Here is a 13,211-nt window from a genome sequence, read left to right as displayed (position 1 = left end):
GGAACGACCAAGCGATACTTTCGAGCGACCGATGCCGCGCGTGTCACCCCCTCCGCAATTCGGACAGCTTGCGCTCCCACTGTAGCGCGTGGCGGATGATCTGGTCGAGGTCGGCATATTCGGGCTGCCAGGGCAGTGTTTCGCGAATCAGCGAAGGGTCCGACACCAGTTCGCCCGGATCGCCCGCGCGGCGTGGCTCGATCCGCCGAGTGATCGCCTGGTTGGTCACCCGATCGACCGCGTCGAGGACTTCGAGCACCGAAAAGCCTTTCCCGTAGCCGCAGTTCATCGTCAGCGAGCGGTCGGGCCGTTCGATCAGCGCCTCGAGCGCGAGCAGGTGGGCATTGGCGAGGTCGCTGACGTGGATGTAATCGCGCACGCCGGTGCCGTCGGGCGTGTCGTAATCGGTGCCGAACACCGCCACGGCGTCGCGCTTGCCGGTGGCCGCCTCGCAGGCGACCTTGATCAGATGCGTCGCCCCAGCCGTAGACTGGCCGGTGCGTGCCTGCGGATCGGCACCGGCAACGTTGAAATAGCGCAGTGCGCAGAAATTGAACCCATGCGCCGCGCTGGCATCGGCCAGCATCTGTTCTGTCATCAGCTTCGACCAGCCATAGGGATTGATCGGCTGTTTGGGGCTGTCTTCCGACACCGGCGAGGTCGCCGGCGTGCCATATGTCGCTGCGGTCGAGCTGAAGATGAAGTGCTCGACCCCGCCCTCGACCGCCGCGGCGATCAGCGCGCGGCTCTTCACCGTGTTGTTATCGTAATATTTCAGCGGGTTCTCGACCGATTCGGGCACGATGATCGACCCGGCGAAATGCATGATGGCCTTGACCCCCTGCTCGGCGAAGATCTGTTCGAGCAGGATGGTATCCGCAATATCGCCTTGGTAGAACGGCACATCGTCGGGGACCGCAAAGGCAAAGCCGGTCGAAAGATTGTCGATCACCGTAACCGGCCAGCCGGCATCACGCAGCGCGAGCACCGCATGGCTGCCGATATATCCCGCCCCCCCGGTAACGAGGACCGGTACCCTGTTAGCATCGCTCATGAACCGCGGACCTAGCACAGGAATTGGTAAGGGCAACGTCCTACACGGTGCGATGCAGGCGCCGCGGGGGCGGATTTGGTCCCCCATGCGTTTGCAGTACAGGCACTTTCGCCTTTGAAAGACGCGCAAAGGATCGCAGAAGATGAAACCCCTCTCCCTTGCCCTCGGCCTCGCCGCCGCCCTGGCTCTCTCCGGATGCGCTACGCCCCCCGGTCCGGTCGAGGTCACCCGTTTCCTCGCGCCCGACCGCGTCGCCTTGTTGGGGCAAGGTGAGATCTTCATCGAGACCGGCCCGGGATCGCAGGCCGAAGGCCTCGCGCTCGCGCCCTACAAGGCGGCAGTTGCCGAGGAATTGCGCCGCCTCGGCTATGCCGAAAGCGAACGCGCGAATGCAGGCCAGATCGCGCAGGTCGCGGTTCAGCATTACGTCATCGGCGCCGGCGGACGGCGCAACCCGGTCAGCGTGGGAGTCGGTGGCTCGACCGGAAGCTACGGCTCGGGCGTTGGGGTCGGCATCGGCATCAATCTCGGCGGCGGAGAGAAGGACCGCCTGGGCACGGAACTTTCGGTAACCATTCGCGACAAGGCCAGCGGCGACAGCCTGTGGGAAGGCCGTGCCGATTTCCAGCCGCCCGAGAATTCTCCCCTTGCACGCGGACAGGCGAACGCCCAGACGGTCGCCTCCGCGCTGTTCCGGGAGTTCCCCGGCAATAATGGCGAAACGATAGAAGTAGAGGTTACCGAGTGAGCGATATCCGGATCGATTCCGCCTTCGACAGCGGCAATATCGAAGTGCTGTCGGTGGACGGCGCCAGCGCCAGGCTGGCGATCCCGAAGGACACGAACAGCGATTTCAAGCAGTGGTTCCACTTCCGCGTCGCAGGCGCGGCGGGGCGTGAACTCGTGCTCAGGATCACCGGCTTGGAGGAAAGCGCCTATCCCGGCGGCTGGCCCGATTACGATGCCTGCGTGTCGGAAGATCGCGACTATTGGGGACGCGCTGCCTCAACCTATGACAAGGATGCCGACGGCGGCACGCTGACGATCCGCTACACGCCGGCCAGCGACGTCGCCTGGTTCGCCTATTTCGCGCCCTATTCGATGGAACGGCATCACGATCTCGTCGCCGAGGCGGCGGCGACCGAAGGCGTCGACTACGTTCACCTCGGCACCACGCTCGACGGGCAGCCGCTTGATTGTCTCGAGATGGGCGAGGGCCCCTTCAAGGTCTGGCTCTATGCCCGCCAGCATCCGGGCGAGACGCAGGCCGAATGGTGGATGGAAGGCGCATTGGAAGTGCTGACCGATCCCGCCGACAGCGTCGGTCGCGAACTGCGCAAGCGCTGCCGCCTGCACCTCGTACCCAATTGCAATCCCGACGGATCCAAGCGCGGCAATCTGCGCGTCAATGCCGCAGGCGCCAATCTCAACCGCGAATGGGCCGAACCCACGGCCGAGCGCTCACCCGAAGTGCTCGCCATCCGCAACCGGATGGACCAGACCGGCGTCGACTTCGCGATGGACGTCCATGGCGACGAGGCGATCCCCGTCGCCTTCCTTGCCGGATTCGAGGGCATCCCCGGATGGACCGACGAGCAGGGCCAAGGCTATTACCGCTACGAGGCGATCCTCGATCGGCGCACGCCCGATTTCCAGACCGAGCAGGGCTATACCAAGGCCGCGCCGGGCAAGGCCAATCTTACCATGAGCACCAACCAGGTCGCCGAACGTTTCGGCGCCGTCGCGATGACGCTCGAAATGCCCTACAAGGACAACAAGGCCAATCCCGAACCCGAGCAGGGCTGGAGCCCCGAGCGCAGCAAGATGCTGGCGCGCGACTGCCTCGCGAGCCTGCTCGAATGGCTCGACACGCGCGAGGGCTGACCAGCGATCGCGCCTCAGGCGCAGGAATGACAAGGGTCGGGCATGCGCGTCATGTCCGACCCTTTTCCTATCGCCGGCAGCAGCCCGGACAGTCTCGCACGTCAGCGCCCGCAGTCGATGTCGCCAGCTCAGGCGACCGCCGGTTCGAGCATGCGCAGCGTGCGCGCGGCAGCGTCGAGTTCGACCCCTACCCCCACGGGCAGGCACAGCTGGTCGGTGACGTGCCCGGTATCGAAGCCGGCGACGACCGGCACCTGCAACCTCGCGAGATGGCGGTCGAGTACCTCGTCGAGCGTGAACCCCTCGTAGTCGGGATCGCGCACTTCGCAGCGCGTACACTGGCCGAAGACCACGCCCGCGACACGGTCGAACACGCCAGCGAGCCGCAATTGCTGGAGCATCCGGTCGACGCGATAGGGTTCCTCGTTGATGTCTTCGAGAAACAACACCGCTCCCGCGAAATCGGGGAGCCAACCGGTTCCCATGAGCGTTGACAGGATGGTGAGGTTACCGCCGATCAGGCGCCCCTGCGCCGTACCCGGCGCCAGTGAGCGCGCCGGACGCCCTACCGCCGCCTCGACCGCCTCGCCGCCGAGCACCGGAGTGGCACCGGCAAAGGCGATTCGCCACAGGCTTTCCCAGCTAGCCCGCTCCCACCGGCTCGCCGCATTGGGCGCGTGGAGCGTCGGAAAGCCTGCGCGCGCGGCGATGGCGCAATGCAGCGCGGTATTGTCGCTATAGCCGATCAGCAGCTTGGGATTGGCGGCGATGGCCGTCCAGTCGAGCAGCGGCAGGATACGCGCCCCGCCCCAGCCGCCACGTATCGCGAAGATCGCGCGCACTTCGGGATCGGCAAACATCGCATCGAGATCGGCCGCCCGCGCCGCGTCAGTCCCGGCGAGATAGCCGTCGCGATCCGCCACATGCGCGCCGAGCTTGGGCACCAACCCCATGCCGGTGATCCAGTGCAGCGCCCGGTCGAGTTCTCCGGGCAGGGTGATCGCGCTCGCCGGCGCGACGAGACCGACGGTGTCGCCCTGTCGCAGCCGCGGCGGCTTGCGCCGTGCCTTCGCGGCGAGGCCCGCCGGCAGCAGTGTGGCACCGGCCGCGCCCCCGATGAGACCGAGCGCGGCGCGGCGAGCGATCATGCGAGGCTGGCGGGGCCGAAGGCGTGCGGCAGAAGGTCGGACAGGCGCAGCCTGGTCACCGCATCGGGACCGACGCAGAGTATTTCGGGGTCGGTCCCGCCGAGCTGGGCCAATTCGTTGAGCACCTGCCGACAACGCCCGCACGGTGTGATCGGCTCACTTCCCGGCCCCGTGACCGCGACCGCGACGAGCCCGCCACGCACACCTTCGGACATGGCCTTGGATACGGCCACCGCTTCGGCGCAGAGGGCGAGGCCATAGCTTGCATTCTCGATATTGGTCCCGGTGACCACGCTGCCGTCGGCGAAGCGCAGCGCCGCACCGACGGCGAAATTGGAATAGGGCGAGTAGGAATGGCGCGCAGCCTCGCGGGCGGCGGCAATCAGCTTCTGGTCGGTCATCATGTCATCCTCAGGGCCGCACCACGACCCAGCGCAGCGGGGTCTGCGCGGCTTCGGTCTGGTACCAGCGATTGGCGGTCCACATCAGCCAGGGTCGCGTGGCGTAACCCGGTTCGAACCAGCTGCGCGTCAGCCACAACTGCCTCTCGAACCGGCGCGAGGGGGCGTAGGCCTCTTCGAATTCCTCGGTCGGGGCGAGGATCGCGGGTTTGCCGGTGTGGGCCTCGATCTGGTTGACCAGCGTGGTCAGTTCGCTCTGCACCGCCGCGTCGGAGACCCGCGCGGGGCAATTGTCGGCGGTGGTCTCGAGCAGGATGGCGGGCGGCAGCAGGTCGGGCTCGCGCGGGACCATGGTGACGAAATTGGCCGATTGGCCATCGGCCACGGCGCAGGGATCGAAGCGATGCGCCGCCCCCACCTCGAGCCCGGCCTGGCGCGCGCGGGCCAGGTTCTGGGCAAAGGCGCGGTCCTTGCGTCCGGCTCCGTCGCTCGCCTCGAGATAGACGAACTTGGCCCCCAATCCGGCAATAGTGCCGAAGTCGACAGCGCCATCGGCCGCGCTGACCAGCGCGCCCTGGTCGGGCCAGAGTTCCTCGTCGGGGCGCCAGTCGCGCCCTTCGTGCCAGGCATAGGCGGCACCGATGGCAACGATCGCCACCATGAACAGCGCGGTCTTGCCCGCGCGCGACAGGAACTGCGGTAGGCGGAGCTTGCGTCTCCTGCGTGTTCGCCTGGCCATGCCGATCCCCCCCTCAGCCCTTGATATGGAGCACGCAGATCAGCGTGAACAGGCGCCGCGCGGTGGCGAAATCGGTCTCGACCTTGCCCTCGAGCCGCTCCATCAGCAGTTCGGCGGCGCGATTGTGGATGCCGCGGCGGGCCATGTCTATGGTTTCGATCTCCATCGGCGTCGCCTTGCGGATCGCCTGGTAATAGCTGTCGCAGATGGCAAAATATTCGCGGATCGGGCGGCGGAAGCGAGCGAGGCCGAGGAGCAGTTCCTCGATCAGCTGCTCTTCCGCGTCGGCAATGCTCATCAGCAGCCGCCCGTCGCGCACGGCAAGCTTGAGGCGATAGGGCCCGTTGGCCCCGCGCTCGACCGCGCGCAGCGGCTTGAAGCAGTTCTCCTCGATCAGGTCGAAGATCGCGATCCTGCGCTCCTGTTCGATATCGGCATTGCGCCAGATGATCGTCTCCTCGTCGAGCTCGATATGCGCGATGCGGTGATCGGCCGGAGAAGATGCGGAATCGGTCATGCCTGCGCGCTGCTTTCGCAAGTGCGAGCAAACGGGGCAAGGTAGATCGGGAATTTGTTCTCCGCGGCTTCGCGTAAAAATTTTTTGGGCGAAGTCCACAGACCTGTCCGCGAGCTTGCTTCTGATTGACCTTCACAGGCGAGTCCGCATTCCGCATGGTGGGGCGATGGCCGATACCGATCTCCTCTTCCCCGCCGACGATTCGACCGATGCCAAGCCGGAGAAGGGCACCGTGCTGCCCGCCAACCTCGAAGCCGAGGCGGCATTTCTCGGCGCGGTGCTGATCGACAACCGGGTGATCGAGGAACTGACCACGCCGCTGATGGCGGAGCATTTCCACGAGCCGGTCCACCAGCGCATCTACGAGCGCGTGCTGAAGCTGCTCGAGCGCAATTCGGTGGCGACGCCGGTTACGCTCAAGCCCTATTTCGAAAGCGACGAGGCACTCAAGCAGCTCGGCGGGACCACCTATCTCGCGCAACTGACGGCGGACGGTCAGGGCCTGTTGCACCCGCGCGAACTGGCCGAACAGATCTACGACCTTGCGCTGCTGCGCGAGCTGGTCAGCGTGGGGCGCAACCTCGTCGAGGGCGCGCTCGACACCTCGGACGAGGTCGAGCCGCTGCGCAAGATCGAACAGGCCGAGGCCGACCTCTACCGCGTTGCCGAGGGCGCGAGCACGGGCAACGAGGCGCAGAGCTTCCGCAAGGCCGCCTTCGGCGCGCTCGAAGTCGTCCAGGCGGCGATGAATTCGGGCGGGCGTTTCTCGGGCAAGACCACCGGGCTCGACACGATCAACGACAAGACCAGCGGCCTCCACAATTCGGACCTCGTGATCCTCGCCGGGCGCCCGGCGATGGGCAAGACCTCGCTTGCCACCAATATCGCCTTCAACGCCGCGCGGCGACTGATGGACGACCTCAAGACAGGCATCGAACCGGAGAAATCTCCCGGCGCGGGCGTCGCCTTCTTCAGCCTCGAGATGAGCGCCGACCAGCTCGCGACTCGTATTCTCGCCGAACAGGCCGAGATTTCGAGCGAGAAACTGCGATCGGGCAAGCTGAGCCGCGAGGAGTTCCAGCGCCTGTCCTTCGCCAGCCAGGAGCTGACCGACCTGCCGCTCTATATCGACGATACCCCGGCGCTGACCATCGGCGCGCTGCGCACGCGCGCCCGGCGGCTCAAGCGGCGGCACGACATCGGCCTGGTGATTGTCGACTACCTCCAGCTGCTGCAGGGTTCGGGCCGCGCCAGCGACAACCGCGTCAACGAGATTTCGGAGATCAGCCGCGGGCTGAAGACGCTGGCCAAGGAGCTCCACGTGCCGGTAATCGCACTGTCGCAGCTCAGCCGTCAGGTCGAACAGCGCGAGGACAAGCGCCCGCAGCTTGCCGACCTCAGGGAATCGGGCTCGATCGAACAGGACGCCGACATGGTGTGGTTCATCTTCCGCGCCGAATATTACCACAATGCGCTGAAGCCCGACACGCCCGACGAGACCAGTTCGGAAGAGGTGCGGATGAAATATGCCGAGTGGGAGGCGCGGCATCTGGAACTGGTCAACAAGGCCACGCTGATCGTCGCCAAGCAGCGTCACGGCTCGACCGGCAACGTTCCGCTGCTGTTCCACAGCGAGATCACCAAGTTCAGCAGTCCCGACGTGCGGCACTACGAGGATTACGAGTAGCTCAGATACCCAGGTTCAGCCTGCGGGTGACCGTGTAGTCGATCACCGAGACCAGCACCCAGCCCAGCGCCCAGCGAACCCGGTTGAACCATGTCCGTCGGCGCGCATGGAGCTGGGGCGTGATCGCCTCCGATGCGGCGATATGGCGGCTGACGAAGTCTCGCATTCTCTCGGCGAGCGCAGGGTCCTCGATCCGCAGCATGATTTCGAGATTGAGGTAGAGGCTGCGCATGTCGAAATTCGCGCTGCCGACATAGGTGGTATCATCGAGCACCAGCAGCTTCGTGTGCAGCTTGCACGGGCTGAATTCCCAGATCTTCGCCCCGCGCTTCAAGAGGTAGTGGTAGAGCGATCGCGTCGCCCCCAGCGTGGCGCCATTGTCGCTCTTGGCCGCCATCACCAGCCGCGTGCGCCCTTTTCGCGCGACCCGCGCGATCCGCCGCAGCAGCGGGTAGGGAGGCGAGAAATAGGCCATGAAAATGTCCAGCCTCTCGCCCTCGACGAGGTCGCGCGTCACGCACCGCGCCCAGCTCGACAGCCCGCGCGTGGGACCGCCGACGAGCCAGCGCACCTTGCCGTCGGCGGATCGCCATTCCCACTGCGCCACCGCGCGGCGGATCGAACGGAAATGCGCATCCTCGTCGTCGGTCCAGTCGACAAGCTTGGCGTACCAGTCGGTCAGCCCTGCGACCGCATCGCCCTCGAGGGCGACCGCGAGGTCGTTCCAGCCATTCTCTTCGGGCGGGGCGAAGTAATCGTCCTCGATGTTGAAGCCGCCGAACAGGGCGCGCTTGCCGTCGGCGATGACCATCTTCTGGTGGTTGCGGATGAGGTATCTGAGGCCGATGCGCGGGCTGAAACAGTAATAGCGCCCCCCCGCATCGACGAGCGGCTGGAGGAACCTGTCCGAGGCCGATGCCCCGAACCGGTCGATGATCAGCGTGACGTCGACGCCGCGTTTCGCCGCATCGCACAAGGCATCGCGCAATTCGGTCGAAACGGCATCCTCGGCGAAGATGTAGAAACACACGTCCAGCTTGCTCGTCGCCCCGCGCACCATGTCCATCAACGCGCGGCGGCGGTCCTTGCCCCCCGGATAGAAGGTCAGCGACTGCCCCTGCGCCTCGAGCGCAAACGGCTCGGGATCGCGGTAGAATGCGGTTGTTTCGGAGACTTGCCTCTCGCCCATTGCCGACTGCCTTAGCGCCGCCTGCCCCGGGCGCAAATCCTTGACTGTCGGGGTACAAGGCCCTAAGTGGCGCGCTTTCCCGGAATCACTTGATTTGCATCGGAGTGCCCCATGGCGCGCGTTACCGTCGAAGACTGCGTAGACAAGGTCCCCAACCGTTTCGATCTCGTCCTGCTGGCTGCCCAGCGGGCGCGCGAGATCTCCGGCGGTGCGGAGCTGACCGTCGATCGCGATCGCGACAAGAACCCGGTCGTCGCCCTGCGTGAAATCGCCGAACAGACGGTCAAGCCCAAAGACCTGCTCGAAGCCGCGGTCACCAATCTGCAGAAGATCCTGCCGGACGACGATGACGAGATGGACGAAGTCGGCTCGCTCAGCCAGTCGGCCGAAGCGCTGCGTATCACTGCCTCGGCGCCGACCCGCTCGACCTCGATCGGGGCCGATTACGACGGCTAAGCGATTACCGACATTGCCAAATCGTGGAAAGGCCGCCCGAGAGGCGGCCTTTTTGCGTTGCAGCCTCCCTCCCTAGCGCTCTAATCGAGTCGCAAGGGGAGGAAGCATGAGCGAGTTCGGCGAGGCACTGGGTACGGCGGTCGAAGGCGGGCTGTTCGCCAAGGCGATCGGCCGCGGCAAGTCCATGACGCCCGATGGCGTTCCGCTGGAACGTGGCCATTTCGCCGAAGGCGCCTGCCTCAATTGCGGCACCCGGCTGGTGGGCGAGCATTGCCATGCCTGCGGCCAGAAGGCGCACCTCCACCGTACGCTGGCCGCCTTTGGGCACGATCTCGTGCACGGCGCGCTGCATCTCGACGGCAAGACCTGGAAGACCCTCCCGCTGCTGGCGTTCAAGCCCGGCCAACTCACGCGCCGCTATATCGAGGGCGAGCGCGCGCGTTTCGTCAGTCCGATGGCGCTGTTCCTGTTCTCGATCTTCCTGATGTTCGCGGTGTTCCAGGCGGTCGGTCTGACGGCCCCGACCGACATCAAGACTTCCGACGGCCTCCGCGCGGATATGGAGGAGGTGCAGCAGAAGGCACAGGAGAAGGTCACCGCGCAGGAGGAGCGCGTCGGCAAGATGGCGCGGGACGACGAAGACTACGCGAGGCAGGTAGAGCGGCTCGGCAGCTTCCGGGAAGAATTGGACGGGATCAGGAAGGCCCGGCAACTCGTCGCGGGAAACACTTCGGCACCCGGTTACACGGTGAGCACGATCGGGGTGCCTTTCATCGATTCCGCGCTGGCAAAGTGGCGCACCAACCCTGGGCTGATGCTCTACAAGCTGCAATCGAACAGCTACAAGTTCAGCTGGCTGCTGATCCCGCTGTCGGTGCCCTTCATGTGGTTGCTGTTCTTCTGGAAGCGGCGGTTTCGCGCCTACGACCACGCGATCTTCGTGACCTATTCGATCGCCTTCATGTCGCTGCTGTTCATCGCCATCTCGGTGGCCGTGAAACTCGGGGCCACCGAGGCGGTGTGGGCATCGATGCTCGGCCTGATCCCGCCGATCCACATCTACAAGCAGTTGCGCGGCGCCTACGGCCTGTCTCGCTTCTCCGCCTTCTGGCGCCTGTGCGTGCTCGGCGTCTTCATTACCATCGTGCTGAGCCTGTTCCTGCAGCTGCTGCTGATCCTCGGCGCGTTCTGAAGCGCCTAGGGCGCCGCAGGCGGGCATAGCGCCAGCGTCTTGTGCCGCTGGTCGATCAGCAGGACATGATCCTGCAAGGCATGCGCGCCGACGAGCACTTCGGGGTAATCGGCCGCCACCCGCACCGGAACATCTTCGAGCCGCGCGCTGCCGATCTGCACCGGCCCGGCAATTCGCGCCTTCGATGACTCTATCCGCGTATTGGTGAGGCTGCCTTCTCCTGCGGGCTTCAGCGCAGTACCTTCCACCTGCTCATAGACTGCACCGGGAAGGACCAAGGTCACATTGGCCCCGGTATCGACATTGCCTGTGGTTTCGAGTTCGCCCAGCGTGACGGGGATGCGAAAGGCGCGTTCATAGGTCATCGCGCCCGATTGCGATGCTCGCATTTCCCGGCTGCGGTAGAAGGCCAGTCGCTTTGCGGAAAAATCGATCGCCAGCAGTCCTTCGGCGAAGAATTCACGACCTAGAATACCCGAGAAGGCGGATTCGGCGGACATCCTGCTGCGATAATCGCGCGCTATGAGCGAGACGTCGTGCTGCTCAAGTGCGCCAAGCGCGAGGCTGGCGATCCGCACCTTGTCGACAACTGCGCTGGTGACCCCATCGGACGTCTCGTCCTGGCCATCCGGTGGCAGGGCCAGTTCATCCACCAGGCTGGCATCTGCGCGGCCCACGCCGCTGGCACCGGTATCGAGCGCGAAGACATAGGGCCCGGCACCATTGACCATTGCCTCGAGATAGATCCTTCCGTCGATCGTACGGAAAGGCAGGCTGACCAGAGCCTCCGATGGTGCTTCGACCGCCAATGCGCATGCCTGGTCATCTGCGTCCGAAGCAGCGACCGCCGGGGTCGTGGCAAGCGGCAGCACGCAGGCAGCCACGGCAGATGCGAAGTAACGGGTAACAAACAAGAACGACCTCCCTTGGTGTGTTATTCAATTAATACACCAAGGGAGGGTGACGTCAATCCTGCGGTCAGGCGCCCTGCGGTGCGGGGCCCCCGCCGAGCTTCCGCCCGGCCTTGGGTACGGCGACCCCGCCCACCGGCTTGACCGAGACCGGGCCCTTGGGCTCGTCGGGACGATCGATCTTGCCGTCCTTCATCAGCTGGTCGATTTCCTCGCCAGTCAGCGTTTCGTATTCGAGCATGGCCTGCGCCAGCAGGTGGAGCTTGTCCTCCTGGCTGGTCAGGATTTCCTGCGCGCGCTTGAGACCGCCTTCGACCAGCGCCTTGATCTCGGCGTCGATCAGCTTGTTGGTCTCGGCGCCTGCCATGGTGCGCTGCGTGCCCTGCATGCCGAGATAGCCTTCCTGGCTGGCCTCGTACTGCAGCGGCCCGAGCTTGTCGCTCATGCCCCATTTGGTGACCATGTTGCGCGCAAGGTCGGTGGCGTACTGAATATCGCCCGAGGCCCCGCTCGAGACCTTATCGTGCCCGAAGATGATTTCCTCGGCCACGCGGCCGCCCATGGCGACGGCAAGATTCGCGTGCATCTTGTCCCGGTGGTAGGAGTAATTGTCGCGTTCGGGCAGGCGCATCACCATGCCCAGCGCGCGGCCACGCGGAATGATCGTGGCCTTGTGGATCGGATCCGAGGCCGGCTCGTTGAGGCTGACCAGCGCGTGGCCCGCCTCGTGATAGGCGGTCATCTTTTTCTCGTCCTCGGTCATGACCATGCTGCGGCGCTCGGCGCCCATCATGACCTTGTCCTTGGCATCCTCGAATTCCTGCATCGCGACGAGGCGCTTGTTGCGGCGCGCCGCCAGCAGCGCCGCTTCGTTGACGAGGTTGGCGAGATCCGCACCCGAGAAGCCCGGCGTGCCGCGCGCGATCGTGCGCGGGTTCACATCGGGCGCCAACGGCACTTTCTTCATGTGCACGGCAAGGATCTTCTCGCGCCCGTCGATATCGGGGACCGGAACGACAACCTGACGGTCGAAACGGCCCGGGCGCAGCAGCGCGGGATCGAGCACGTCGGGCCGGTTGGTGGCGGCGATGATGATAATGCCTTCATTGGCCTCGAAACCGTCCATCTCGACCAGCAACTGGTTGAGCGTCTGCTCGCGCTCGTCATTCGAATTGCCCAGGCCATGGCCGCGCGAACGGCCGACCGCGTCGATCTCGTCGATGAACAGGATGCACGGCGCATTCTTCTTGGCCTGTTCGAACATGTCGCGCACGCGGCTCGCGCCGACGCCGACGAACATCTCGACGAAGTCCGAACCCGAAATGGTGAAGAAGGGGACGCCTGCTTCGCCCGCAATCGCGCGCGCGAGCAATGTCTTACCGGTACCGGGGGAGCCGACCAGCAGCGCGCCCTTGGGGATCTGTCCGCCAAGCTTGGAAAAGCGCTGCGGATCCTTGAGGAATTCGACAATTTCCTCAAGCTCCTCGCGCGCCTCGTCGATACCCGCGACATCGGCAAAGGTGACCTTGCCCTGGCGTTCGGTCAGCAGCTTGGCTTTCGATTTGCCGAAGCCCATCGCCCCGCCGGCCCCACCGCCCTTTTGCACCTGGCGCAGCGCAAAGAACGCGATGCCGAGGATCAGCACGAAGGGGAGGATCTGGATCAGCGCATAAAGCAGGATGTTCCCGCTATCGGCCTCGACGCCCGAATAGCGCACACCGTTGTTTTCGAGCAGTTGCGGGAGCGTGGTGTCATTGGCCACGGGAATGGTCGAGAACTTCTCGCCATTCTTCATTTCGCCGACGATCTGCTTTTCGGAGATCTGCACCGTCGCGACCGAGCCTTCGGCCACCTTGTCGCGGAAGTCGGAATAGAGGATCTGCGCGCCGCCATTGGTCGACCCGCCGCCGAAGAAGGAAACGACCATCAGCAGGGCGAGGAAGATGCCGCCCCATACCATAAGGCTCTTGACCCAGGGATTGGGCCCGTTGCCCTCGGGCTCGGGCGGGGAATTCTGATCGCTCATGCACGGG

13 protein-coding genes are annotated in these 13,211 nt (G+C 65.1%); 5 read left to right on the top strand and 8 right to left on the bottom strand.

Translation table 11 applies throughout. The features are described 5' to 3' along the window. Window positions 1-43 precede the first annotated feature (43 nt). Window positions 44-1,054: a UDP-glucose 4-epimerase GalE gene (gene galE / locus ACEQZ0_RS12465; RefSeq protein ID WP_370191140.1), complete on the bottom strand. Its 1,011-nt coding sequence runs from the start codon at window positions 1,052-1,054 to the stop codon at window positions 44-46. A 142-nt stretch (window positions 1,055-1,196) separates the two neighbouring features. Between galE and ACEQZ0_RS12460 the strand changes: the two genes are divergently transcribed. Together ACEQZ0_RS12460 and ACEQZ0_RS12455 are read left to right on the top strand one after the other, a co-directional pair. Further along, window positions 1,197-1,802 (top strand): hypothetical protein, encoded by a 606-nt coding sequence (locus tag ACEQZ0_RS12460; RefSeq protein ID WP_370191138.1) that lies wholly within the window; start codon window positions 1,197-1,199, stop codon window positions 1,800-1,802. Then, window positions 1,799-2,938, top strand: a complete 1,140-nt coding sequence (locus ACEQZ0_RS12455; RefSeq protein ID WP_370191136.1) for a M14-type cytosolic carboxypeptidase — start codon at window positions 1,799-1,801, stop codon at window positions 2,936-2,938. The genes ACEQZ0_RS12460 and ACEQZ0_RS12455 overlap by 4 nt, the downstream gene beginning before the upstream one ends. 128 nt (window positions 2,939-3,066) lie before the next feature. On the opposite strand, the gene ACEQZ0_RS12450 is transcribed toward ACEQZ0_RS12455, so the two are convergent. Genes ACEQZ0_RS12450 through ACEQZ0_RS12435 form a run of 4 tightly spaced genes read right to left on the bottom strand, consistent with a single transcriptional unit; the run spans window position 3,067 to window position 5,743 of the window. Then, window positions 3,067-4,086 (bottom strand): LD-carboxypeptidase, encoded by a 1,020-nt coding sequence (locus ACEQZ0_RS12450; RefSeq protein WP_370191134.1) that lies wholly within the window; start codon window positions 4,084-4,086, stop codon window positions 3,067-3,069. Further along, complete coding sequence (locus ACEQZ0_RS12445; RefSeq protein ID WP_370191423.1) at window positions 4,083-4,487, bottom strand: cytidine deaminase; 405 nt, start codon at window positions 4,485-4,487, stop codon at window positions 4,083-4,085. Before ACEQZ0_RS12445 ends, ACEQZ0_RS12450 begins: the two co-directional genes overlap by 4 nt. A 10-nt stretch (window positions 4,488-4,497) precedes the next feature. Further along, window positions 4,498-5,226 (bottom strand): glycoside hydrolase family 25 protein, encoded by a 729-nt coding sequence (locus tag ACEQZ0_RS12440; protein ID WP_370191131.1) that lies wholly within the window; start codon window positions 5,224-5,226, stop codon window positions 4,498-4,500. A gap of 13 nt (window positions 5,227-5,239) precedes the next feature. Beyond that, entirely contained in the window at window positions 5,240-5,743 is a 504-nt protein-coding gene (locus tag ACEQZ0_RS12435) for a UPF0262 family protein (protein WP_370191129.1), read from the bottom strand. Window positions 5,744-5,909: 166 nt separating this feature from the next. On the opposite strand from ACEQZ0_RS12435, the gene ACEQZ0_RS12430 reads away from it, so the two are divergent. Next, window positions 5,910-7,430, top strand: a complete 1,521-nt coding sequence (locus tag ACEQZ0_RS12430; RefSeq protein WP_370191127.1) for a replicative DNA helicase — start codon at window positions 5,910-5,912, stop codon at window positions 7,428-7,430. A 1-nt stretch (window position 7,431) separates the two neighbouring features. On the opposite strand, the gene ACEQZ0_RS12425 is transcribed toward ACEQZ0_RS12430, so the two are convergent. Beyond that, window positions 7,432-8,619: a phosphatidylserine/phosphatidylglycerophosphate/cardiolipin synthase family protein gene (locus tag ACEQZ0_RS12425; RefSeq protein ID WP_370191125.1), complete on the bottom strand. Its 1,188-nt coding sequence runs from the start codon at window positions 8,617-8,619 to the stop codon at window positions 7,432-7,434. A 111-nt stretch (window positions 8,620-8,730) separates the two neighbouring features. On the opposite strand from ACEQZ0_RS12425, the gene rpoZ reads away from it, so the two are divergent. Both rpoZ and ACEQZ0_RS12415 read left to right on the top strand, forming a co-directional pair. Then, window positions 8,731-9,075, top strand: a complete 345-nt coding sequence (gene rpoZ, locus ACEQZ0_RS12420; RefSeq protein ID WP_370191124.1) for a DNA-directed RNA polymerase subunit omega — start codon at window positions 8,731-8,733, stop codon at window positions 9,073-9,075. 106 nt (window positions 9,076-9,181) lie between these two features. Further along, a complete protein-coding gene (locus ACEQZ0_RS12415) occupies window positions 9,182-10,267 on the top strand; it encodes a DUF3667 domain-containing protein (RefSeq protein WP_370191123.1) in 1,086 nt (361 codons plus the stop codon). A 5-nt stretch (window positions 10,268-10,272) separates the two neighbouring features. Here ACEQZ0_RS12415 and ACEQZ0_RS12410 read toward each other — a convergent pair whose 3' ends face one another. Together ACEQZ0_RS12410 and ftsH are read right to left on the bottom strand one after the other, a co-directional pair. Continuing rightward, a complete protein-coding gene (locus tag ACEQZ0_RS12410; RefSeq protein ID WP_370191122.1) occupies window positions 10,273-11,181 on the bottom strand; it encodes an aspartyl protease family protein in 909 nt (302 codons plus the stop codon). Window positions 11,182-11,245: 64 nt separating this feature from the next. Beyond that, a complete protein-coding gene (gene ftsH / locus ACEQZ0_RS12405; protein WP_370191121.1) occupies window positions 11,246-13,204 on the bottom strand; it encodes an ATP-dependent zinc metalloprotease FtsH in 1,959 nt (652 codons plus the stop codon). Window positions 13,205-13,211: the final 7 nt, after the last annotated feature.

This window comes from Qipengyuania sp. (assembly GCF_964227205.1).
Lineage (GTDB): Bacteria > Pseudomonadota > Alphaproteobacteria > Sphingomonadales > Sphingomonadaceae > Qipengyuania.
The sequence above is the reverse complement of the archived record's forward strand: the minus strand, read 5'-3'. Positions and strand labels throughout refer to the sequence as shown.

What these genes read in the sequence shown, in the direction of transcription:
- galE (WP_370191140.1), bottom strand. Translation starts at nt 1,054, where the DNA reads ATGAGCGATGCTAACAGGGTACCGGTCCTCGTTACCGGGGGGGCGGGA.
- ACEQZ0_RS12460 (WP_370191138.1), top strand. Translation starts at nt 1,197, where the DNA reads ATGAAACCCCTCTCCCTTGCCCTCGGCCTCGCCGCCGCCCTGGCTCTC.
- ACEQZ0_RS12450 (WP_370191134.1), bottom strand. Translation starts at nt 4,086, where the DNA reads ATGATCGCTCGCCGCGCCGCGCTCGGTCTCATCGGGGGCGCGGCCGGT.
- ACEQZ0_RS12445 (WP_370191423.1), bottom strand. Translation starts at nt 4,487, where the DNA reads ATGACCGACCAGAAGCTGATTGCCGCCGCCCGCGAGGCTGCGCGCCAT.
- ACEQZ0_RS12440 (WP_370191131.1), bottom strand. Translation starts at nt 5,226, where the DNA reads ATGGCCAGGCGAACACGCAGGAGACGCAAGCTCCGCCTACCGCAGTTC.
- ACEQZ0_RS12435 (WP_370191129.1), bottom strand. Translation starts at nt 5,743, where the DNA reads ATGACCGATTCCGCATCTTCTCCGGCCGATCACCGCATCGCGCATATC.
- ACEQZ0_RS12430 (WP_370191127.1), top strand. Translation starts at nt 5,910, where the DNA reads ATGGCCGATACCGATCTCCTCTTCCCCGCCGACGATTCGACCGATGCC.
- ACEQZ0_RS12425 (WP_370191125.1), bottom strand. Translation starts at nt 8,619, where the DNA reads ATGGGCGAGAGGCAAGTCTCCGAAACAACCGCATTCTACCGCGATCCC.
- rpoZ (WP_370191124.1), top strand. Translation starts at nt 8,731, where the DNA reads ATGGCGCGCGTTACCGTCGAAGACTGCGTAGACAAGGTCCCCAACCGT.
- ACEQZ0_RS12415 (WP_370191123.1), top strand. Translation starts at nt 9,182, where the DNA reads ATGAGCGAGTTCGGCGAGGCACTGGGTACGGCGGTCGAAGGCGGGCTG.
- ftsH (WP_370191121.1), bottom strand. Translation starts at nt 13,204, where the DNA reads ATGAGCGATCAGAATTCCCCGCCCGAGCCCGAGGGCAACGGGCCCAAT.